Genomic DNA, 23,493 nt, shown 5'->3' with positions numbered 1-23,493 from the left:
AACCGGACAGGACGATCTTCCGTCGTCCCGCGGCACGGACAGCAAGAAGCGTTCCGTGCCGCGGGATTCTACCTTAGACGAACTGCGCCGCGGCGTTGGCCGAAGCCCAGGCCCACTGGAAATTGAAACCGCCCAGGTGACCACTGACGTCCAGCACTTCGCCAATGAAATACAGCCCCGGGCTCTTCAGCGACTCCATGGTCTTGGACGACACCTCGCGGGTATCGACCCCGCCCAGCGTCACTTCGGCCGTGCGATAGCCCTCGGTACCGGCTGGCACGACCTGCCAGGCGGACAGTCTTTCGGCGATCTGCGCGAGCTCCGCGGGCGTGTATTGCTTCATGGGCTTGGAGACGAACCACTGCTCGGCAACCAGGTTGGCCATCTTGCGGGTGAAGACCTCGCCCAGCAGCGTCTTCAGTTCGCTGTTGGGGCGCTCGGCCTGCTGTTGTTGCAGCCAGGCCAGTGCATCGTGATCGGGCATCAGGTTGATCTCGATGCAGTCGCCGGCCTCCCAGAACGAGGAGATCTGCAGGATCACCGGGCCGCTCAGACCGCGATGGGTGAACAGCAGGTTCTCGCGGAAGGTCGTGTCATTGCAGCTCACGGTGCAATCGAGCGATGTGCCCGACAACTCCGTGCACAGTGCCTTCAAATGGGGCTCGGTGATGGTGAAGGGCACCAGCCCGGCGCGGGTGGGCAACAAGGTGTGGCCGAACTGCCGGGCAACCTGGTAGCCGAAGCCGGTCGCGCCCAGGGTCGGGATCGACAGGCCGCCGGTAGCGATCACCAGGGACTGGCAGGCGAACTGGCCGGCGCTGGTTTCCAGCAGGTAGCCGGACTCGGTCTTCTCGATCTGCTCGATGCGCGTGTCCATGCGCAGCGCCGCGCCGGCTCGGTCACACTCGCTCAGCAGCATCTCGAGGATGTCGCTGGACTTGTTGTCGCAGAACAGCTGGCCAAGTTTCTTCTCGTGGTAGGGCACGGCGTGCTTGGCCACCAGTTCGATGAAGTCCCACTGGGTATAGCGAGCCAGGGCCGACTTGCAGAAGTGCGGGTTCTGCGAGAGGAAGTTGGCCGGTTCTGTGTACAGGTTGGTGAAGTTGCAGCGACCGCCACCGGACATGAGAATCTTCTTCCCCGGCTTGTTGGCATGGTCGAGCAGTTGCACCCGACGACCGCGGTAGGCGGCGGTCAGGGCGCACATCAGGCCGGCGGCGCCGGCGCCGATGATGATCACATCGCAGGTGTGCACGGTGGTTCCTCGCAAGACGATCAGACGATCCGCACTTTCAGTGCGCGCCCCTTGATCTTGCCGCTGTTCAGGCGCTGCAGGGCCTGTCGGGCGACGTCGCGCTCCACGGCAACGAAGGCCTGGAAGTCGAAGATGGCGATCTTGCCCACCTGCTTGCCAGGTATCCCGGCTTCGCCGGTAAGCGCGCCAAGGATGTCGCCAGGACGCAGCTTGTCCTTGCGCCCCGCGGCGATGCACAGGGTGGACATGGTCGGCAGCAACGGCTCGCCACCCTTGCTCTTGAAGCTGTCGAGCTGTTCCCAACGCAGCGGATGCTTCTGCAGGTCTTCGATGGCCTGGGCGCGATGGCCCTCGGCGGGTGCCACCAGGCTGATCGCCAGGCCCTTCTCGCCGGCGCGGCCGGTACGCCCGACACGGTGTACGTGGATCTCGGCATCGCGTGCCAGTTCGACGTTGAGGACCATGTCCAGGCCGTCGATGTCCAGGCCGCGGGCGGCGACATCGGTGGCCACCAGTACCGAGGTGCTGCGGTTGGCGAACATCGTCAGAACCTGGTCGCGGTCGCGCTGCTCCAGATCGCCATGCAGCGACTGCGCGGCGATGCCCTTGGCCTTGAGATGCTCGACCACCTCTTCGCACTGCTGCTTGGTGAAGCAGAACGCCACGCACGATTGCGGACGGAAATGGCCCAGGACGCGGGTCACGGCGTCCAGGCGCTGCTGGGCGTCGATCTCGATGAAGCGTTGCTCGATCTGGCTGTCGGCATGCTGGGATTCGACCCTGACCTGCTGCGGCTGGCGCATGAAGGCGGCAGCCAGTTGCTCGATGCCGGACGGGTAGGTGGCCGAGAACAGCAAGGTCTGGCGCCGCGCCGGGGTACGCCCGATGATGCTGGCGATGGCGTCGTAAAAGCCCATGTCGAGCATACGGTCGGCTTCATCCAGGATCAGGCTGTTGAGGCCGTCGAGCACCAGGGTGCCCTTGTCCAGGTGCTGCTGGATCCGGCCCGGCGTGCCGACGATGATGTGCGCGCCGTGCTCCAGCGAGGCGATCTGCGGCCCCAGGGAGACGCCGCCGCACAGGGTCAGGATCTTGATGTTGTCTTCGGCGCGCGCCAGGCGGCGCAGCTCCTTGGACACCTGGTCGGCCAGTTCGCGGGTCGGACAGAGCACCAGCGACTGGCACCCGAAGTAGCGAGGATTGAGCGGGTTGAGCAGGCCGATACCAAAGGCGGCGGTCTTGCCGCTGCCGGTCTTGGCCTGGGCGATCAGGTCCTGGCCCCTGAGAATGACGGGCAGGCTCTGGGCCTGGATCGGCGTCATCTGGGCATAGCCGAGGGCGTCCAGGTTGGCCAGCATGGCGGCGGACAGCGGCAAGGTGGCGAAGGCGGTAGCGGTGGTGGTCACGAGGCGGGCCTGGTAAGCAAAAATGCCGCACAGTCTACCAGCCTCGTGGCCATTCGCCCTAAGCTTCGATCTCCGGTTCCGGACGACGAGCACGCCTTCCGTCCGTCGGTGCCAATTGCAGGAAGATCGCCGCCGCCAGCATGGTCATCACGCCGATGGTCACGAAGGTCAGCTGGAACGCGCCCAGGGTCGTCTCGACGCCGTCGGCGTTGCCCGCGGCGGTGAAACCACCGAGCAGCGCGCCAGCGCACGCCACGCCCAGGCTCAAGGCCAGTTGCGCCACCACCGACAGCAGGCCGTTGCCACTGCTGGCGCTGGCGTCGTCGAGGTCGATCAGCGTCACGGTATTCATTGCGGTGAACTGCATCGAGTTCACCGCGCCGAGTAGCGACAACTGGACCAGCAGCACGGCATAAGGTGTCTGTTCATCGATCAGGCCCAGGCTGGCCAGCAGTATGCCGAGCAGCAGCGTGTTGCCGGTGAGGATGATGCGATACCCCAGGCGCTCGATCAGGAGACGGGCGATCGACTTGGCCACCATCGCCGCCGCCGCCAACGGGATCATGCTCATGCCGGCCTGGGAGGGTGAATACCCCAGCGCCACCTGCAGCAGCAGGGGGACCAGGAAAGGCAGGGCACCGCTGCCGAGGCGGGCGAACAGGTTGCCGAGAATGCCCACCGAAAAGGTCCGCACCCGGAACAGCCGTGGCGAGAACAACGGGTTGTCTATGCGCCCCGCGCGCAGCCAGTAGGCTGCCAGGCAGGCCATGCCGGCGAACAGCAGGAGCATCACCCGCAAGTGAGGAAGGTGCAGTTCGCCCAGCCCTTCCATGGCGATGGTGATGAGCACCATCGCCGCGCCGAAGAGCAGGAAGCCCACGCCGTCGAAGCGCGTCCGCTCCGAGCCTCGCAGGTCGGGGATGAATTTCCATACGGCGTAGCAGCCCAGCGCTCCCACCGGCAGGTTGAGCAGGAAGATCCAGTGCCAGCTGAGGATCTCCACCAGCCAGCCGCCCAGGGTCGGCCCGAGCAGTGGGCCAAGCAGGCCGGGAATGGTGATGAAACTCATGATCCGCATCAGTTCCGAGCGTGGATAGGCGCGCAGTACCACCAGCCGACCCACCGGCAGCATCAGGGCACCGCCCAGGCCCTGGATGATCCGCGCGATGACCAGTTGACTCAGGCTGCCGGCCAGCGCGCACAGCAGCGAGCCGAAACTGAACAGCAGGATGGCGCTGAAGAAGATACGTTTGGTGCCGAAGCGGTCGGCGATCCAGCCCGACGCGGGGATCAGCAGGGCGACGGTCAGCATGTAAGCGATGATGACGCCCTGCATGCGTAGCGGATTCTCCGCCAGCGAAGTCGCCATGGCCGGGAGGGCAGTGTTGAGGATGGTGCCGTCCAGCGACTGCATGAAGAAGGCGATTGCCACCACCCAGGGAATCCAGCGGGCGGTGTCGGGATCCAGCGGTATGCGTTCGGGCATGTGGGCCTCAAGCTTCCTGGCTGAGATTGCCGGGTGAGAAGCGCCTCTTTCGGTGTGTCATTGCAGGTCTCTTCGCGGGCAAGCCCGCTCCCACATGGTTCCTGCGAAGCCCGAATATCGAGCTCTACGCGGATTGTGGATTGCCCTCCAAGAGTTGGTTCGGTGTCCGACTTCCTGGGGGCAGTCCATCGTGTGGGAGCGGGCTTGCCCACGAAGAGGCCCGCAATGGCACCTCGAAATCAGCGGCCCCCCCGAGAATTTATCTTGCTGCTACAGCGTCAGTGTCAGGCCTTTGACCAGCGCGCCAGGCAGATGACTCGATCCGGTTTGCCGTTGCTCGTAGGTGCTGGTCGAGAGGATGAGCTCACGCTCGTGGGTCAGGTCCTCCAGTTGGCTGCCGAGCAGATTGTACAGACTGTCATCGAAACGCATGGTACTGACGGGTGCCTGGATCCGCCCGTCCTCGACCCAGAACGTGGCGAAACGGGTCAGACCGGTCATCCGCGCAGCGGGCAGGTCCGAATAGTTCAGATACCAGAGGTTGCTGATATACAGGCCGGTACCGAGGCGTTCGAGGATCTGCGACGAGGGCAGGTTGCCTGGCGCCAGGCTCAGCGCGCAAGGCGACTCGTGGCTGTCGGCGCCGTTGGCCTGGAGGGCGAACTCGGCGGCGCTGCGGGCACTGACCAGTCGTTCAAGGGCGCGACCCTCGCCGACCAGCCGCACGTCGCGACGGAGCGCGCCTTCGTTGGAAAACATCGGGCTGAGCGAGCCGGTGACCTGCTCGTCGATACTTACCCGTGGGCTCAATTGGGCATCGCCGTTGTACAACCGTTGCAGGGCGCTGTTGCCCGTGGCCAGAGCCTGGGCAGAGAAACCTCCCCAGCCGAGCAGGCCGACGATCTCGTCCATGGCCGCGGGCGCCAGGTAGGCGCGGTAGCTGCCAGGCGTGAGGGTCATACCGGGACGGCCCAGGAGCTCAAGCTGGTTGCGGGCCTGCTGAAGGCGAACGGCCAAGGCCTGGCTGTCCCATGCCTGGCCGGCGTAGTTGGCCTTGACCGCCTGGCCATTGGCGTGGAACAGGCTCCAGTCGAGATTGAAACTGTTCGCCTGGTGCCAGCCGAAAGCCCCGAAGGAGCTGGCGAATCCTCGGCAGATGGACCCGGCGGCATAGATTCCGACCAGGTCGAGCGTGCTCGCGCCTTGTTCGATCTGGGCCAGCACGTCGCTGCACGCGGGCAGCGGTTGCGCCTGCACGTCCCGGCTTTGCCAAGGGCTTTCGTCCAGGCGCAGGTAAGGGTCGGCAGCCAGCAGTGGCAAGGTCCGGCGCAGTTTCTCCAAGGCTTCGCCCAGCCGTTGGCGGTCGAGCTGGCGATCATCGCCTAAGGTGAACTGCACCTCGGCCTGGCGTCGGTCATGCACCAGTCGCAGCAAGGCGCTGGCCTGGCTGACCTCTCCGGCCTGGCGCACTTTGGCATGATTGAAGCGGATGAAGCGTGAGTGCTCGGCGTTGTAGCCCAAGGTGAACTGTTCGTCGGCTCGGCTCGCATCGCGCAGGGCCGCGACCAGGTCTTCGAAGCGCTGCAGTGCTGTACAGGTCATCAGGCGTCCCCTCCGAATACGTCGATCTGGCTGAACACACAGGCCGGCGAAGCGTGGCCCACGCGGACCACCTGGTTGGGTTCGCCCTTGCCGCAGTTGGGCGTACCCAATACCTGCAAGGTGCTGCGATCGCCGACCGCGCTGAGGTTGCGCCAGAATTGCGCGGAAACACCTCGGTAATTGGGGTTCTTGACCACGCCCTTGAGCTCGCCTTGCTCGATAAGCTGGCCCCATTCGCAGCCGAACTGGAACTTGTTGCGCGCGTCGTCGATGGACCAGGAGCGATTGGTGCGCATCAATATCCCATGCTCGATGCCCGCGATCAGTTGCTCCAGCGACCGGTCGCCCGGCTCGATATTGAGGTTGGCCATGCGGTCGATCGGCGCGCGGTTCCAGCTGCACGCCCGGCTGTTGGCCACGCCCTGCAGGCCCGAGCGGTGCTGCGACAAGGCACCGCCGAGCGGGCGCAGCAGCAGTCCGTCGCGGATCAGGAATTGTTTGCTGGCGGACGTGCCGTCATCGTCGTGGCTGTAGCTGGCCAGTTCTTCGTCAATGCTGGGATCGAAGGTTACGTTGAGCTTCGCCGAACCGTACTGCAACCGGCCGAAGTCGCTGGCCTTGACGAAGCTGGTGCCGGCATAGTTGCGTTCGTCGCCCAGGATTCGGTCCATCTCCAGCGGGTGGCCGATGGATTCATGGATCTGCAGCATCATCTGGTCAGGCATCAGTAGCAGGTCGCGCGCGCCGCTCGGTGTATTCGGGGCCAGCAGCAGTTGCAAGGCCTGGTCGGCGACAGAGGCGCTCGCGCCCACCAGCCCACAGCGTTCGATGACTTCCAGGCCGCCTTGCTGGCCAAAGTTTTCCCGACCCAGACTACGGCTCTGGCTGTCATGCCCATCACTGGCGGTCACGCTGACGCCAGGAAACAGGAAGCGCTGGGCATGACGCAGCTCGGCGCCGGCAGAACTCAGGAAAATCTGCTCGACGTGACCGATCCCCAGGCTCGCCTGCCAGTCCACCAAGCGCGGATCCTTGGGCACGCTGGCCGATTCGCGAGCGAGCAGGTCCAGCCATTCGCCGAGGCTGGGCAAGGGGCGATCGAGGTTTGGAGACAAGTGATCGTGACGTCCGCTGGCCACCGGCTGGTCGCCGAGGTCGAGCAGCGCATGCGCGGCAATTTCCCGGGCAAGCCCCTCAGCTTGCTCCAAGGCCCGCTGCAGGCCGGTCTGGGAAAGATCGGCGGTGGCCGCGTAGGCTTCGACACCCTTCACGCGCACCGTCAGCATGGCGCCTTGGTCTTCGCTGAACGAAGGTGGTTCGGCCACGTTGCGGCGCACCGACAGAGACTGGAAGGATTGCCTCACATGGCGCAGGGAAAAGAACTCGGCCTGGCTGCGCAGCGCGGCAAAGCGCTGACGCAGCAGGGCGCTTGAATCGAACATGCAGGAACCTCCGTGTGGGCGGTGGTTCCCTCAGAACCACGCGTCGCGCATGCCTAGGCAGGTGTCGTCACGGGCCGCGAGCAATGCCAGCTCATTATGGCAGCCCGGCACCTCCCAGGTCAGGAAATAGCGCGCGGCCTGCAACTTGCCGAGATAGAAGGATCGATCGGCCTCGTTTCCCAGGACCAGGCCTCGTTCGGCATGGATCGCCTGCTCGAGCCAGCGCCAGCCGACCACGCCATGGCCGAATGCCTTTAGGTACAAGGCAGAGTTGGCCAGCGCGCGGACACTCTTGCCTTCGCGCAGATCGCCAAGCAGGCTCAGGGTGACGTCCTGCAGGTCGGCCAACAGCCGCTGCAGGGGCTGGCGCAGGCCATCGAGCCCTGGATAGCCGCCAGCGCGTTCACAGGTGGTGACCATCAGGCGCATCAGGTGCTTGAGCCCGGCTCCATCGTTCTGGGCCAGCTTGCGGCCGAGCAGGTCGAGGGACTGGATGCCATGGGTGCCCTCGTGGATCGGGTTCAGCCGGTTGTCACGGTAGTACTGCTCGACAGGATGGTCGCGGGTATAGCCATGACCACCGAGGACTTGAATGGCAAGGTCGTTGGCTTTCAGGCAGAACTCGGAGGGCCATGACTTCACCACCGGAGTGAGCAGGTCGAGCAGTTCCTGGGCCTGCTGTCGCTCCATCGGTGTATCGGCGGTCCTGCTGTCATCGAACAACCGCGCGGCATACAGGCCCAGGTCGAATCCGCCTTCCACATAGGCTTTCTGCGCCAGCAGCATGCGCTTGACGTCAGTGTGGGCAATGATCGGCGTGGCGTTGGCGAGCGGATCGCGGTTGTCCGCCAGACGCCCCTGCTGGCGCTGGCGAGCGTAGTCCAGCGAGTGCAGGTAGCCGGCGTAGCCCAGCATTACCGCGCCCATGCCAACGCCGATGCGCGCCTCGTTCATCATCTGGAACATGTAGGCCAGCCCCTGATGCGGTTGTCCCACCAGGTAGCCGATGCACGCGCCGTTGGCACCGAAATCGAGCGCTGTCGAAGTCGTGCCACGCCAGCCCATCTTGTGGAACAGCCCTGCCAATTGCACATCGTTGCGCGGTCCCAGGCTGCCATCGGCATTGATCAGGAACTTGGGCACGATGAACAAGGAGATGCCTTTGACGCCGGGCGGTGCGTCCGGCAGCTTGGCCAGTACCAGATGGACGATATTCTCCGACAGCTCATGGTCGCCCGCGGAAATGAAGATCTTGGCGCCCCGCAGACGATAGTGGCCATCGTCTGCCGGCTGGGCGCGGGTATGGATATCGGCGAGCGACGAGCCTGCGTGAGGCTCGGTCAAGGCCATGGTGCCGAAGCAACGGCCGTCGATCATCGGCTGCAGGAAGAGCCGTTTCTGCTCTTCGCTGCCGAAGGCCTCGATCAGATTGGCGGCCCCCATGGTCAGGAAAGGGTAAGCGGTGGTCGCGGCGTTGGCTGCCTGGAAATGCGCGAAGCAGGCTTGCGACACCAGCGTCGGCAGCTGCATCCCGCCCACCTCGAAGTCGCGGTTGGCATTCAGAAAACCGGCATCGAGAAAAGCCTGTACCGCCGGCCCGACCTCGGCGATCAGCTGCGCGCGCCCCTCGACAAAGCGCGGCTCCTGTTCGTCGGCCTTGCGGTTATGCGGCGCGAAATAACGCTCGGCAATCTCGCGAGCGGTGTCCAGCGCAGCATCGAAGGTTGCCCGGTCATGTTCGGCAAAACGCGCGCGCCGGGTCAGCGCCTCGGCGTCCAGGACTTCATAGAGCTCGAAGGCGAGATTGCGGTTGCAGAGCAGAGACTCGGACATGGCGACATTCCTGGTAGGGATCAGGAGAGTCTATGCAGCAGGTTGGTACGTGGACAGGGCAATCAATGCGAGTGATGGTTATAGATACCACAGGCTTTGCGGATGCTTCGTACAAGCGTGCCGATATTGGATAGGCCCGCTTGGAACAAGTAGTTGGCCGGCGCAGTTCAGGCGAAATAGCGAATGATCAGCATCACGCCCGAGGCGAGCACGACGATATTGATCAGCTTCAGGAACTGTTCCCTGGACATGTTGAGCGTGAGGCGACGGCCTAGCGTGATGCCGATCAACATGCCTGGCGCCAGGAACAGGGCGAGCCAGAGCAGGCTAGTGTCCAGGTAGACCCCGGCGATCGCGAACAGCACCACGCGGGTCAAGGTACTCAGGCCGATCAACGTCGTCTGCGTGATCCGCATCGCGTTCTTGTCCTTGAGTCGACCGCTGAGGTAGATGGCATAGATGAAGCCACCGCTGCCGAACAGGGCGCTGAAGACTCCACCGACCGAGCCGAACGGGATTGCCGATGCGGGGGAGAAGGAGCGGTCCGGCTTGAGGCCGCTGAGCGAGTAGATGGAATATCCCACCACGAATAGGCCCAGTGCCAGGAGCAGGATATCGGGCTTGGTCTTGATGAGGATGGCGGCGCCGATCAGGCTGCCGATGACCATGAGCGGAACCAGGCGCCCGAGCTCCGTCCAATCGGCCTTGCGTCCGTCGCGGCTGACATTGACCACCGCTGCGCAGAGATCCATCAGTGCGAGCAGGGGGACTATCTTGGCGATGGGGATATAGAGCGCCAGGATGGGACTGGCGACCAATGCGGTACCGAATCCGGCAATGCCGAAGATCACGTAGGCGCACAACAAGGTTGCGAACATCACGACATAGCCGGGCAGGCCAATAGCGAAGGCATCACTCATTATCGAAGTCCATTTTTGTTATTGTCTGGCGTTCCTGCCAATGTGGGAAAGATTCAAACGATTCGTTATACCGGGCAATACGACCAATTAATTTATTGGCATGCTGCCGCTTCCTCTGTTGCCTCCTTGTCCAACTGCCTCATCTGCGAGAGGCGGCTGCGGGTCCTGACGATGTCGGCGATGTCACAATGGTCGATCGCCTCGATCAGAGGCAGCGCGCTGATCATGAATACCGTGCAGCGTTTGTCGTAAAGCACATCCACCAGGTTGAGAAACCGTTGCTGAGCGGCCGCTGAAGCCTTGGATATACGGGGGACGTCTTCGATGATCCAGCAGGGGTACCGTTTGACCAGCGCCAGGTAGTCCATCGTTGCCGTGGGCGCCTCGCAGATGTCGCTGAAGCTCAGATGCAGGCACGTGTCCGATACCGTGATGGCGTGCAGCGGGCGATGGTTTACCTGCAGTACCGTTCTCTCGGTGCCCGGAGTCGGAAGACCCAGTCGCTCGCGCTGCGACGAGGAGCCGGGAGAGATGAACGCGCCCCGTCCGAAGGTATCGGAGCCTTCATTGGCCAGGCTGCGGTAATCGATATCGCCGGCGATCGATACGATATCCATGTGCGCTTCGATCAGGCGGATCGCAGGCAGGAACCGTTCATGGTAAAGCGGGTTGGGCAACAAGCCTTCGGGGGCATAGTTCGACGTGGTCAACAGCAGGCAGTCGCGAGCGAAGATGGCTTTGAACACTCGGCTGATCAACATGGCATCGCCGATGTCGTGCAAGTGGAACTCGTCGAAACAAAGCAGCTTGCAGTCCTTGAGCATTTCGTCGAGCGCATCGTCCATGCCATGGTCGCTACCGGACAGTTCGAACAGACGTTGATGCAATTCCCGGAAGAACTCGTGGAAGTGAACGCGCTTCTTTTCTTCAAACGGTAACGCGTCGAAGAAAGTGTCCAGCAAGAAGCTCTTGCCTCTACCCACCGGTCCCCAGACATAAAGCCCCCTGGGCTTGCGAAGTCGAATCAGGGGTCTGTGCAGGACATCCTCCGCCAGCTGGCCAAGCCGCAGAACGCAGGCACGCTGGTGTGCGTCCAGGGTATAGCCACGGGATGCCGCAACCGCCTCGATCCGGGAAACAATGTGCTGCATTGGACAGTCCTTGCTGTGATGATTCCCGAGGCCATGTTAGCGAGGTTTCGCTGTTGTCGATAGGCAGGCGCCGGGCACTCGGGCGACCGAGCGCGACAACGCAATGGCCCAGGAGGAGCTACATGTTCGAGGGGAACGGCAGGTCGTAGGGTCAATGGGCCAGGATCGCGAAAAACAGGCGGGAAGTCGCGCCAGGCGCCTTTGCAGCAAGCGTGGCGCAGGACGTATCACGCGAAGATTGACCGGTACCCCCGCGAAGCCGCGTTGCCACAGCGTTCGCAGGGGGCCAGTCACGGCTGTCAGCCGATGGTCATCAAGCTCGCGTTACCACCCGCGGCGGCGGTGTTGACGCTCAATGCGCGCTCGATCACCAGGCGCTCGAGGGCGATCTGGGTATCACCGGATGACAGACCGTGGACACCGACGATGGCACCGGCACGCTTGGCCACCTGCCCGCAGACGTCACGCAGTTGGTCGGAGTCGCCGTGGTGCAGGACGGCTTCGAAGACCACCTCGTCCTTGTGCCAGTCGGCGACCAGCTTGATCCTGGCTTGCAGCTCCTTCGGCAGGCGAGCGCGCAGGGACTTGCCCGGCTCGCCGTCCTGGAATACCGCCGAGCTGCCTACCGCCAGAACCGCGGCCAGTTGGATCAGCAGGTCCGATTCGCTCTCGGCCAGGCACAGCACGTGCTCGCGCGGCAGGATGGTGTAGCTGTTGCGCTCGCCGGTCGGGCCTGGCAGCAGGCGGCTCACGCCGCTCTGGGATTGCCGGGCGTACTGTTCGCACAGCGCCGCCAGCTCGGTCTGCTGGTTGTTGCCTGCCCAGGTCTTGAGGGCCTGGAGTGGCTTGAGCAGCTGATCGCGCAGGGCGGTGTCGACCTTGGTGTCGCCGTCGGTGCGCTGGAAGTGCTGCTCGATGGCATCGGCCGGACGGGTCGACAGCAGGCGATACAGGTACAGCGGGCCGCCAGCCTTGGGGCCGGTACCGGACAGGCCTTCGCCACCGAACGGCTGCACGCCGACCACGGCGCCAACGACGTTGCGGTTGACATAGACGTTGCCTGCATTGACGTTGTCCACGACCTTGGCGATCGTCTCGTCGATACGGGTATGCACGCCCAGGGTCAAGCCGTAGCCGGACGCATTGATCTGTTCGATCAACTGGTCGAGGTTGCGGCGGTTATAGCGCACCACGTGCAGCACCGGGCCGAAGATCTCGCGCTTGAGTTCGTCGAAGCTTTCCAGTTCGATCAGGGTCGGCATGACGAAGGTGCCGCGCTTGCATTCCTCGGCATCGGCGATGGCCACCTGGTACACCGAGCGACCTTTTTCGCGCATGCCCTGGATGTGCTTCTCGATACCGGCCTTGGCCTCGGCGTCGATCACCGGGCCGATGTCCACGGACAGGCGCTCCGGGTTGCCCAGGCGATTCTGCGCCATGGCACCCTTGAGCATCTCGATGACGCGGTCGGCGGAATCCTCCTGCAGGCAGAGCACGCGCAAGGCGGAGCAGCGCTGGCCGGCACTGTCGAAGGCCGAGGACACTACGTCGATCACAACCTGTTCGGTGAGCGCCGAGGAGTCGACGATCATGGCGTTCTGGCCGCCGGTTTCGGCGATCAGCGGGATCGGGCGGCCCTGACTGTCCAGGCGGCCGGCAATGTTGCGTTGCAGGAGGCGCGCCACTTCGGTGGAGCCGGTGAACATCACGCCCTTGACGCGATCGTCACCGACCAGGCGGGCGCCGACAGTTTCGCCACGACCCGGCAGCATCTGCAGGACACCTTCGGGGATGCCTGCCTCGAGCAGCAGGCGCACGGCCTGGGCGGCGATCAGCGGAGTCTGCTCGGCGGGCTTGGCCAGGACCGGGTTGCCGGCGGCCAGCGCGGCAGCAACCTGACCAGTGAAGATCGCCAGTGGGAAGTTCCACGGGCTGATGCACACGACCGGGCCCAGCGGGCGGTGAGTGTCATTGCTGAGGTCGTTGCGCGCCTGCACCGCGTAGTAACGCAGGAAGTCGACGGCCTCGCGGACTTCGGCGATGGCATTGAGATAGGTCTTGCCGGCTTCGCGGACCAGCAGGCCCATGAGCGGTTGGATCTCGGCTTCCATCAGGTCGGCGGTGCGCTCGAGAATCGCGGCGCGTTCGGTTGGCGGCGTGGCCTGCCAGATCGGCGCCGCATTGATGGCGCACTGGATGGCGTTGTCGACATCGCCCACGGTCGCTTCCTGGACCTGGCCGACCTTGTCGCGGTGATCGGACGGGTTGATGACCGCGATCGGTGCTTCTTCGCTGGCGGCGCAACCTAGCAGGGGAGCGGCCTTCCAGTCGGTGTGCGCGCTGGCCAGCAAGGCGCAGGACAGCGACGCCAGGCGGTGTTCGTTGGCCATGTCGATACCGGCCGAGTTGGTCCGCTCGGCGCCGTACAGGTCACGCGGCATCGGGATGCGCGGGTGGGTCAGGCCGGTGCTGCCTTCCTGGGTAGCCATTTGCTCGATGCTGACGACCGGATCGGCGACCAGCTCCTGGATCGGTAGGCTATGGTCGGCGACACGGTTGACGAACGAGGTGTTGGCGCCGTTTTCCAGCAGGCGGCGGACCAGGTAGGCCAGCAGCGTTTCATGGGTGCCGACCGGCGCATAGACGCGGCAAGGACGGTTCAGCTTGCCATCGGCGATCTTGCCGACGACCTGCTCGTACAGCGGCTCGCCCATGCCGTGCAGGCACTGGAACTCGTACTGGCCCGGGTAGTAGTTCTGGCCGGCGATGTGATAGATGGCCGAGAGGGTATGGGCGTTGTGCGTGGCGAACTGCGGATAGATGGCTTCCGGCGCCGCGAGCAGCTTGCGCGCGCAGGCGATGTACGACACGTCGGTGTACACCTTGCGGGTGTAGACCGGATAGCCTTCGAGACCCTCGAGCTGGGCGCGCTTGATCTCGCTATCCCAGTACGCGCCCTTGACCAGGCGGATCATCAGGCGATGACGGCTGCGGCGCGCCAGGTCGATGACGTAGTCGATCACGTACGGGCAGCGCTTCTGGTAGGCCTGGATGACGAAACCGATGCCGTTCCAGCCGGCCAGTTGCGGCTCGAAGCACAGGCGCTCGAGCAGGTCCAGCGACAGCTCCAGGCGGTCGGCCTCCTCGGCGTCGATGTTCAGGCCGATGTCGTACTGCTTGGCCATCAGGGTCAGCGACAGCAGGCGCGGATAGAGCTCTTCCATCACACGCTCGTACTGCGCGCGGCTGTAGCGCGGATGCAGCGCCGACAGCTTGATGGAGATGCCCGGGCCTTCATAGATGCCACGGCCATGGGAGGCTTTGCCGATGGAGTGGATCGCCTGCTCGTAGGACGCCAGGTACTTCTGCGCGTCGTGCTCGGTCAACGCGGCTTCGCCAAGCATGTCGTAGGAGTAGCGGAAGCCCTTGGACTCGAAACGGCTGGCGTTGGCCAGGGCCTCGGCAATGGTCTCGCCGGTGACGAACTGTTCGCCCATCAGGCGCATGGCCATGTCGACGCCCTTGCGGATCATCGGCTCGCCGCTCTTGCCGATGATGCGGCTGAGCGAGGAAGTCAGGCCGGATTCGTTGTGGGTCGAGACCAGCTTGCCGGTCAGCAGCAGGCCCCAGGTCGCGGCGTTGACGAACAGCGACGGGCTGTTGCCCAGGTGCGGGTGCCAGTTGCCGGTGCTGATCTTGTCGCGGATCAGGGCGTCACGGGTGCCTTTGTCGGGAATACGCAACAGGGCTTCGGCCAGGCACATCAGTGCCACGCCTTCCTGCGAGGACAGGGAGAACTCCTGCAGCAGGCCCTGGACGATCCCGGCGCGACCGCTGGCGCTTTTCTGATTGCGCAGCTTGTCGGCGATACGCGCGGCCAGCTTGTTGGTGGCCTCCGCCTGAGGGGCGGGCAGACGCGCTTGCTCCAGCAGCATCGGTACCATCTCGGCTTCCGGGCGGCGGTAGGCGGCGGTGATGGCCGAACGCAGGACGGACTGCGGCAGGATGCTCTCGGCGAACTCGAGGAAGCACTGGTGAGTATGATCAGCGGGTACTTCGCCGATATCTTCCGCCGTCGTGGCGGCCTGACCGTTTATTTCGGTCAGAGTAGCGCCACCCTCGAGCTTCTCCAGGTAATTGAAGATTGCCTGCTTGATCAACCAATGCGGCGTGCGGTCAACGGACTGCGCAGCTACTTTGAGTCGTTCGCGGGTCGGGTCGTCGAGTTTGACCCCAAGGGTGGTAGTCGCCATTTCTTGTCCTCATTATTGCCACGGTGTGGCTTAAGCTGGCGCAAGATTAGCTGCAGGGCAATTCGGGTGCAACCTTGTGCAACCCAAATTTTTACAAGAAATGGTGCAACTCGTCCGATCATGGAAAGACCCTGGGGAAACTGGGCATTCATGGTGCGTTTTGATATGAATAATCCTATCTTTGCTCCAAAAAGGAGCAAAAAAACGCCATTTGTAGGGCAAGCCCTACAAGGTGCAACTTAGTTGGTGAAAATGGTTGCACCTTATAAAGAATGTTGCATAGGATTCGCCCGCTGGGTGCAACTGCGCACAATGTGGTTGCAAGATAAAAACAAACGCCAGGGCACAACAACATGGGTGCAAGTAATCCCCTCACGATTACCTTCGTGATCTACATCGCAATAATGGTCTTGATCGGCTTCATAGCCTATCGCTCCACCAAAAACCTTTCCGACTACATTCTTGGCGGGCGCAGCCTCGGTTCCGTGGTGACCGCGCTCTCGGCCGGTGCTTCGGACATGAGTGGCTGGTTGCTGATGGGCCTGCCGGGCGCCATCTACATGTCCGGTCTTTCCGAAGCCTGGATCGCCATCGGCCTGACCGTCGGCGCCTACCTGAACTGGCTGTTCGTCGCCGGTCGTCTGCGTGTGCAGACCGAGCACAATGGCGATGCCCTCACCCTGCCGGATTATTTCGCCAGTCGCTTCGAGGACAAGAGCGGCATGCTGCGGGTCATTTCCGCCATCGTCATCCTGGTCTTCTTCACCATCTATTGCGCGTCCGGCATCGTCGCGGGGGCTCGCCTGTTCGAAAGCACCTTCGGCATGTCCTATGAAACCGCGCTGTGGGCCGGTGCCGCCGCCACCATCGCCTACACCTTCGTGGGTGGCTTCCTGGCGGTCAGCTGGACCGATACCGTGCAGGCATCGCTGATGATCTTCGCGCTGATCCTCACGCCGATCATCGTGCTGATTTCCACCGGTGGCATCGATACTACCTTCCTGGCGATCGAGGCGCAGAATCCGGCGCACTTCGACATGTTCAAGGGCGCGACCTTCATCGGCATCATCTCGCTGATGGGCTGGGGTCTGGGCTACTTCGGTCAGCCGCACATCCTGGCGCGCTTCATGGCTGCCGATTCGGTCAAGTCGATCGCCAAGGCACGCCGTATCTCCATGACCTGGATGATCCTCTGCCTGGCCGGTACCTGCGCCGTCGGCTTCTTCGGCATCGCCTACTTCTCGGCCAATCCTGACCTCGCCGGTCCGGTCACCGAGAACCCTGAGCGTGTGTTCATCGAGCTGGCGAAGATCCTCTTCAACCCCTGGGTTGCCGGTGTGCTGCTGTCGGCCATCCTGGCGGCGGTCATGAGTACCTTGAGCTGCCAGCTTCTGGTCTGCTCCAGCGCGCTGACCGAGGACTTCTACAAGGCCTTCCTGCGCAAGAATGCGTCGCAGGGTGAGCTGGTATGGGTCGGCCGCATGATGGTCCTGGCCGTTGCGCTGATCGCCATCTTCATCGCTTCGAACCCGGAAAACCGCGTGCTGGGTCTGGTGTCCTATGCCTGGGCCGGCTTCGGTGCCGCCTTCGGTCCGGTGATCCTGATCTCCGTGCTGTGGAAGGGCATGACCCGCAACGGCGCGCTGGCCGGTATCGTGGTCGGCGCCGTGACCGTGGTGGTGTGGAAGCAGGTCGATACCATCGGGCTGTATGAAATCATCCCGGGCTTCCTGTTGGCCAGTATCGTCATCCTGCTGGTCAGCAAGATGGGTCGTCCGACCGCCACCATGCTGTCGCGCTTCGACAGCGCCGAGGCGGACTACCACGCCAACAAGTGATGCAGCGTTGAACGACGCCTGAAGCGGCCCGTGCCTCCCCGGAAGCACGGGCCGCTGTCGTTTCGGCGGGCTTCGCCTGACGGACGTGGCGCGACAAGGTAAACTTCCCCGTCCTGCAGGAGTTGCCATGAACTATCGTCACGCCTTTCACGCCGGCAACCATGCCGACGTCTTCAAACATATCGTGCTGACCCGACTGATCGCGCTGATGTCGCGCAAGGAACAGCCGTTCGCCTATCTCGATACCCATGCCGGGCTCGGCCTGTACGACCTGCAGGGTGACCAGGCGACGCGCACCGGCGAGTACCTCGAAGGCGTGGCCCGCCTATGGGGACGCGATGACCTTCCCGCCGTTACCGCCGACTATCTGCGCATCATCAAGCGTCTCAATCCGGAAGGCGAGTTGCGCTACTACCCTGGCTCGCCCGAGTTGGCGCGACGCCTGATGCGCCAGCAGGATCGCGTGCTGCTCAACGAGAAACACCCCGAAGACGGGCCGTTGCTCAAGGAAAACATGAAGAAGGACCCGCGCGTGACCGTGCACCTTGGCGAGGGCTGGCATGTGCCTCGGGCCCTGCTGCCGGTGCAGGAAAAGCGCGCGGTGATGCTGATCGATCCACCCTTCGAGCAGGCCGACGAGCTCAAGCGCTGCTGCATGGCGATCAAGGAGGCGATCGGCCGCATGCGCCAGACCGTCGCAGCGATCTGGTACCCGATCAAGGATCAACGCCAGTTGACCCGTTTCTATCAGGATCTCACCAGCACCGGCGCGCCCAAGCTGCTGCGGGCCGAGCTCTACGTGCATCCCCAGGACAGCCCGCAAGGGCTCAACGGTTCGGGCCTGGCCATCGCCAACCCGCCGTGGGGGCTGGAGGACGAGCTGCGTGAGCTGCTGCCCTGGCTGGCGAGCGAGCTGGCCCAGAGCGAGGGCAGCTGGCGCATGGACTGGCTGATCGCGGAATAACCCGACAGCCGATTCCGTTTGATTCAGAGGCGGCGCTGTGACGGCTCACGGCGCTGCGCTTTGCGTTATAATCCCGCTCTTTCGCTGCCATCCGCCCCCTTGCGGCCGAGGCGCATTTTTACCGAATGAAGAGGCTAGTCCCTTGGCATTGACGATTCTTGGCCTGTCCGGCGCCCTTAGCCATGACCCTTCCGCGGCCCTGTACATCGACGGCAAGCTGATTGCCGCCGCCGAAGAAGAGCGCTTCGTGCGTGACAAGCATGCAAAGAACCGCATGCCCTACGAGTCGGCGAAGTTCTGTCTTGAACAGGCCGGCATCAAGCCGTCGGACGTCGACGTGGTGGCCATCCCCTTTGCGCCGATCAGCCTGTTCGGCAAGGCTCGCTGGCACTATGCCAAGCGCTACTGGTACGCGCCGGATCGTGCCCTCGACGCCATCCTGATGGGCAACCGTCGCTACAAGCGCTACCGCAAGAAGATCGTCTGGTGCCTGGAGCAGCTGGGCTTCGATCCCAAGAAGATCAAGATCGAGCCGGTCGAGCACCACTTGGCCCATGCCTCCAGTGCCTATCACTGTTCCGGTTTCAAGGAAAAGACCGCGATCCTCGGTATCGACGGCAAGGGCGAATACGCCACGACTTTCTTTGGCTACGGCGAGAATGGCCGCATCCACAAGATCAAGGAGTTCTTCGATCCGGACTCTTTGGGCGGTCTGTACGGCGCGATCACCGAGTTCCTCGGGTTCGAGATGCTCGACGGCGAGTTCAAGGTCATGGGCATGGCGCCCTATGGCGACGCCAGCAAGTACGATTTCTCGCGCCTGGCCAGTTTCGAGAACGGTGAACTGGTGATCAACACCGAGTACGCCAACGTCATCGGCCTGCGTCGGCACAAGGAAAAGGGCAAGGGCTTCTACTTCTCGCCCAAGCTGATCGAGTGGCTGGGTCCCAAGCGCGAAGGCGACATCGCCGACGAGCCGTACATCCACTACGCGGCCAGCATGCAGGCCTTGTTCGAGAAGCTGGCGCTGCAGATGATCGACCATTACCTTGGCGATATCCTCAGGGATACCGGCAAGCTGGCCTTTGCCGGCGGCTGCGCGTTGAACGTCAAGCTGAACCAGAAGATCATCGCGCGTCCCGATCTCAAGGAACTGTTCGTTCAGCCGGCTTCCGGTGACGCCGGGACCGCCGTTGGTGCGGCGGCCTATGTCTCGCACGCTCGCGGCGTTCCGGTCGAGAAGATGGAGCACGTCTATCTCGGCCCAAGCTACTCCAACGAAGACGTGATCGCGGCCTGTGCCCGTCATCCGAGCCAGCCGAAATGGCGCAAGATCGAGGACATGCCGCAGCGTATCGCCAAGATCATGGTCGATGGCAATCCGGTGGCCTGGTTCCAGGGCCGCATGGAGTTCGGACCACGTGCGCTGGGCGGTCGTTCGATCATCGGCTGCCCAAGCGTGCCGGGCGTGGCCAATCGCATCAACGAGCAGATCAAGTTCCGCGAGCGCTGGAGGCCGTTCTGCCCTTCGATGCTCGATACCGTGGGCTCGCAGATGATCAAGGTCGATCATCCGGCGCCTTTCATGACGTTCACCTTCGAGGTGGCCGAGGAGTGGAAGACCCGCGTGCCCGAGGTCGTCCATGAAGATGGCACTTCGCGCGCCCAGGTGCTCAAGCGCGAATACAACCCGCGCTACTACGACATGATGAAGGCACTGGAGGACCTGACCGGCAACGGCGTGTCGTTGAACACCTCGCTCAATCGCCGTGGCGAGCCGATGATCTGCTCGCCGACCGATGCGCTGAACATGTTCTTCGGCTCCGACCTTCAGTACCTGATCATGGAAGACATCCTGGTGGTCAAGGACGGTGCGAACCTGTATGACCAGCCGCTCTGAACCGCGTGTCCTGCAGTTCTGCCATGGCTATGATGGCCCGTTCCTGGACTGTGCCCGGCAATACGCCAGCCTGTTCCAGGGCCGTGGCTACAAGGTCACCACGGTGTTCCTCACCGGCGCCGCCGATCCGCGGGTAGCGGCCGGCTGCGCTTCGGACGAAGTGCTGTTCCTGACATTCAGCTCCAAGGCGGTACGTGGCTTGAAACTCGACGCGATCCGCGCCCTGCGCAAGATCGCCGCCGAGCGTGATTTCAGCTTCTGCATCGCCCACCGCTTCAAGCCCATCTATGTCGCGCTGCTCGCGACCGACCTGCCGGTGATCGGCGTGCATCACGCGTTCGGTGACTACCAGCGAGCCGGTCGACGGCTGTTCGCCAATCTGCATCGCAAGCGCTTGAGCCTGCTGGGCGTGTCGGACGCGGTGCGCGACGACATGCGTCGTTGTCTGCCGCAATGGCCCGGCGAGCGCATTCAGACGCTCTACAACCGTATCGATGTCGCGGCGCTGCAGGCGAACCTGGTCTCTCGCGAGCAGGCACGACAGCACCTTGGCCTGGATTCGCAGGCCTGGATCGTCGGCAACGTCGGTCGCCTGCATCCGGACAAGGATCAGGTCACCTTGCTGCGTGGCTTTGCCAAGGCACTGCCAGGTCTTCCCGCCGGATCCCGGCTGGTGATACTGGGTGAGGGACGCCTCGAACAGGCACTCAGGACCCAGGCTGCCGAACTGGGAATTGCCGCCCAGGTCGACCTTCTCGGCCAGGTCGCCGATGCCCGACGTTATTTCCAGGCCTTCGATGTATTTGCCCTGAGTTCCGATCACGAGCCTTTCGGCATGGTACTGCTGGAAGCCATGGTCGCCGGCGTGCCGGTGCTGGCGACCGCTTGCGGTGGGGCCCGCGAAGTGGTCGAGGGGGTGGGAATGCTGTTCCCGCTGGGTGACGCCGACCAACTCGGCCAAGGCCTTCGGCACATGGCCGCACTGGACGACATCCAGCGACAGGCATGCGCCTCGCACATGCTTGAGCGGCTGGACCAGCGCTTTTCCGACGAAGCCGTGCGTGCAACCTTCTGGCAGTTGCCTCAGGTCCGCGCCCTGGTAGCGGAGGCCTGATGTTCAATCGTATTCAAGCGTTTCGCGAGCGTGGCTGGCAGGCCATCGATGCCGCCACTTACGCCGATGCCTGGCAGCGTTTTGGCGGCAGTGTCGCGACTCATCCTCTGGTCGTCGAGCAACTGGCCGAGCTGGCGCAGATCCCGGTCCGCTACCTGGGTTGGGAGCAGGGCGGCACGCTCCAGGCCGCGATCCCGACTTGGGGGCGTTACCTGGCCTTGTCCAAGGACGTGCTCAAGCGACAGGGCAAGAAAGCGCTGTTCGACCTGGGCAACGCCGAAATCATCCTGCCCGCCGCCGCGCGAGCCGAGGCACCACTGCGTCACGCCGCACGCTATCTGTCCGAGCTCAACCAGGGGCGCTTTCAGGGACTCAGGCCGCAGACCGAGCAGCTCGCCATGGCGCGTGCCCACGAGGACCTGTCGAAGAAATTCCGTTACAACCAGCGCCGTGAGTTGCGTCTGCTGGAGGAGGCGGGCGGGCAGGTGCGCCCGTTGAGCGACTTCAGCGCACAGGAAATCGCATCGATGTACTGCGACCTGTTCCAGCGACGTTGGGGGTTCCCCGCCACGGGCGCGGCACGCATGACCGAGGTGCTGGAGCGACTGCGCGAGCTGCTGATCGGTTCGGTGCTGTTTCTCGAGTCCGCGCCCATCGCCATCCAGCTGGTGTATCGGGTAGAAGCCCCTGAGTGGATCAGCGTCGAATACGTCAACGGCGGCGTCGACCCCGAGACCAAAGCCTTCAGCCCCGGTAGCGTCCTGAGCTTCCTCAATACCCAGGCGGCCTGGGAAGATGCGCGCGAGCGCAACAAGCCGCTGCGGTTCTCCTTCGGTCGTGCCGATCGCGAGTACAAGGATCGTTGGTGCAACCCCGTGCCGGTGTGGCAGGTGTGAGCCGCAAGCAGCAATTGCTCAAGCGCCACCGGCGCAACAAGCGCTTGGGCGTGTTGGCGGGGCTGGCGCTGTCGCTTCTGTCCGGGATCATCCTGGCCTGGTGGCTGCCCCTGTTGCTGCTGCCGCTGCTGTGGATGGCCCACGAAGCCTGGTTCGCCGACCACCTGTTCTATTCCCCCGGCGAGGATTATCGGTTTCGGTTCGCCGAGCAGACCCGTGAACTCGCGGTCGAGCTGCGGGACGGCAGGCTCGTGGCTGATGTCAGCCTCGAGGGCGAGGAAACCCTGCTCCTCGAAGTTCGAATCAGGAGCGGTTGGCTGGGGCGTCTGCTCGACCCGCGGGTGGAGCTGCTGGAAGGTGATGAAATCCATGATCGGCAGACCTTCGAGCGAGGTGTCGACGGGATGCGTTTTCTCAACCTGACAGGCCTGGCGGCGCCATTGCAGGCGGGGCGGCTGCGACTACAAGGTCGGCACTGCCGGTTGGCGGGCCCGATGCGTCTGTGGATGACGCCGGCGAGCGATCTGCGTCGGCGTCGTGTCATGGTCATTGCGCCGCATGCCGATGACGCCGAACTGGCCGCCTACGGCCTGTACAGTCAGTGCGATGAAAGCTGGGTAGTCACCCTGACCGCCGGTGAAATCGAAGCCGAGCACTATCGCCAGATGGGCATGAGCTCTGCCGAGGCCGCGCGGATGAAAGGGCGGCTGCGCGCCTGGGACAGCATCGCCGTGCCACGCTGGGCCGGGGTGCCCGAGTCACGCTGCGTGCAACTGGGCTATTTCTGTCTGCAACTGCCCGCCATGCAGGCGGCTCCCTATCAGCCCCAGGCATCGCGTGAGGCCGATATGGTCGATATCCGTCCATTCCGCTGTTTCAATCCGTTCCCGTTGCCAGGCGACGCCGATGGCGCGCCGACCTGGAACAACCTGCTGGCGGACCTGCGCGCAATGCTCGAAAAGGCACGGCCTCACGTGCTGGTGATGCCGCATCCGACGCTCGACCCGCACCCTGATCATGTCTGTGCCCAGGCCGCGGTGTTCGAGGCGTTGCAGGGTCTCGCCTGGCAGCCGGAAACCCTGCTGTGCTACGCCAACCACCTGCATGACAACGACCGTTGGCCAATGGGCGACAGCGGCGATGGTGTAGCGCTGCCCCCGCAACTCGAGGCCATAGCAGCCTGGACCCCCTACAGCCTGGTGCTGGACGAGGCGACCCAGCGCGACAAGGCCATGGCCCTTGGCATGATGCATGACCTGCAACCGCCAGCGCCTTTCAAGCGCCGCCTGCGTCGCCTGCTGCAACGTTGGCTGGCCGGGCGTCGACCCTCGCCTTATGGCGAGAATGAATTCTTTCGCAAGGCCGTGCGCCGTCATGAACTGTTCTGGCGTCGCGACCTGTGAAGCAGGGTGATCGCCAGGGCGTCGAGCGTC

The 23,493-nt window shown here is 63.6% G+C and carries 15 protein-coding genes; 6 read left to right on the top strand and 9 right to left on the bottom strand.

Annotation, left to right across the window (positions count from 1 at the left end):
- Positions 1-73: 73 nt before the first annotated feature.
- The 9 genes from G7009_RS14320 to putA all read right to left on the bottom strand — a co-directional run bounded on the left by G7009_RS14320 (position 74) and on the right by putA (position 15,348).
- Positions 74-1,255: a BaiN/RdsA family NAD(P)/FAD-dependent oxidoreductase gene (locus G7009_RS14320; protein ID WP_181130729.1), complete on the bottom strand. Its 1,182-nt coding sequence runs from the start codon at positions 1,253-1,255 to the stop codon at positions 74-76.
- 20 nt (positions 1,256-1,275) lie between these two features.
- Positions 1,276-2,613 carry an ATP-dependent RNA helicase DbpA gene (gene dbpA, locus G7009_RS14315; RefSeq protein ID WP_375139559.1) on the bottom strand — a complete coding sequence of 446 codons (1,338 nt, stop codon included), beginning with the start codon at positions 2,611-2,613 and terminating at the stop codon, positions 1,276-1,278.
- A 106-nt stretch (positions 2,614-2,719) separates the two neighbouring features.
- Positions 2,720-4,147, bottom strand: coding sequence for a multidrug transporter subunit MdtD (mdtD, locus tag G7009_RS14310; protein WP_181130727.1), 1,428 nt, complete (start codon positions 4,145-4,147; stop codon positions 2,720-2,722).
- 270 nt (positions 4,148-4,417) lie between these two features.
- Positions 4,418-5,749 (bottom strand): TldD/PmbA family protein, encoded by a 1,332-nt coding sequence (locus G7009_RS14305; RefSeq protein WP_181130726.1) that lies wholly within the window; start codon positions 5,747-5,749, stop codon positions 4,418-4,420.
- Entirely contained in the window at positions 5,749-7,191 is a 1,443-nt protein-coding gene (locus G7009_RS14300) for a TldD/PmbA family protein (RefSeq protein ID WP_181130725.1), read from the bottom strand. The genes G7009_RS14305 and G7009_RS14300 overlap by 1 nt, the downstream gene beginning before the upstream one ends.
- A 30-nt stretch (positions 7,192-7,221) precedes the next feature.
- Complete coding sequence (locus G7009_RS14295) at positions 7,222-9,024, bottom strand: acyl-CoA dehydrogenase (protein ID WP_181130724.1); 1,803 nt, start codon at positions 9,022-9,024, stop codon at positions 7,222-7,224.
- Between the two features lie 167 nt (positions 9,025-9,191).
- Positions 9,192-9,944, bottom strand: coding sequence for a sulfite exporter TauE/SafE family protein (locus tag G7009_RS14290; protein ID WP_181130723.1), 753 nt, complete (start codon positions 9,942-9,944; stop codon positions 9,192-9,194).
- Positions 9,945-10,036: 92 nt separating this feature from the next.
- Positions 10,037-11,095: a cell division protein ZapE gene (gene zapE / locus G7009_RS14285; protein WP_181130722.1), complete on the bottom strand. Its 1,059-nt coding sequence runs from the start codon at positions 11,093-11,095 to the stop codon at positions 10,037-10,039.
- Between the two features lie 299 nt (positions 11,096-11,394).
- Entirely contained in the window at positions 11,395-15,348 is a 3,954-nt protein-coding gene (gene putA / locus G7009_RS14280; protein WP_181130721.1) for a trifunctional transcriptional regulator/proline dehydrogenase/L-glutamate gamma-semialdehyde dehydrogenase, read from the bottom strand.
- 353 nt (positions 15,349-15,701) lie between these two features.
- Here putA and putP point away from each other — a divergent pair, with 353 nt between their 5' ends.
- From putP to G7009_RS14250, 6 genes are all read left to right on the top strand, one after another.
- A complete protein-coding gene (gene putP, locus G7009_RS14275) occupies positions 15,702-17,186 on the top strand; it encodes a sodium/proline symporter PutP (RefSeq protein ID WP_181130720.1) in 1,485 nt (494 codons plus the stop codon).
- A gap of 127 nt (positions 17,187-17,313) precedes the next feature.
- A complete protein-coding gene (locus G7009_RS14270; RefSeq protein ID WP_181130719.1) occupies positions 17,314-18,150 on the top strand; it encodes a 23S rRNA (adenine(2030)-N(6))-methyltransferase RlmJ in 837 nt (278 codons plus the stop codon).
- Between the two features lie 142 nt (positions 18,151-18,292).
- Positions 18,293-20,050 (top strand): carbamoyltransferase family protein, encoded by a 1,758-nt coding sequence (locus tag G7009_RS14265; RefSeq protein ID WP_181130718.1) that lies wholly within the window; start codon positions 18,293-18,295, stop codon positions 20,048-20,050.
- Positions 20,034-21,164: a glycosyltransferase gene (locus G7009_RS14260; RefSeq protein ID WP_181130717.1), complete on the top strand. Its 1,131-nt coding sequence runs from the start codon at positions 20,034-20,036 to the stop codon at positions 21,162-21,164. Before G7009_RS14265 ends, G7009_RS14260 begins: the two co-directional genes overlap by 17 nt.
- Positions 21,164-22,060 carry an antimicrobial resistance protein Mig-14 gene (locus G7009_RS14255; protein WP_181130716.1) on the top strand — a complete coding sequence of 299 codons (897 nt, stop codon included), beginning with the start codon at positions 21,164-21,166 and terminating at the stop codon, positions 22,058-22,060. The genes G7009_RS14260 and G7009_RS14255 overlap by 1 nt, the downstream gene beginning before the upstream one ends.
- On the top strand, positions 22,057-23,463 hold the full coding sequence (locus G7009_RS14250; RefSeq protein WP_181130774.1) for a PIG-L deacetylase family protein: 1,407 nt from the start codon (positions 22,057-22,059) through the stop codon (positions 23,461-23,463). The genes G7009_RS14255 and G7009_RS14250 overlap by 4 nt, the downstream gene beginning before the upstream one ends.
- Positions 23,464-23,493: the final 30 nt, after the last annotated feature.

The organism is Pseudomonas capeferrum (genome assembly GCF_013523055.1).
Classification (GTDB): Bacteria; Pseudomonadota; Gammaproteobacteria; order Pseudomonadales; family Pseudomonadaceae; genus Aquipseudomonas; species Aquipseudomonas capeferrum_A.
The sequence above is the reverse complement of the archived record's forward strand: the minus strand, read 5'-3'. Positions and strand labels throughout refer to the sequence as shown.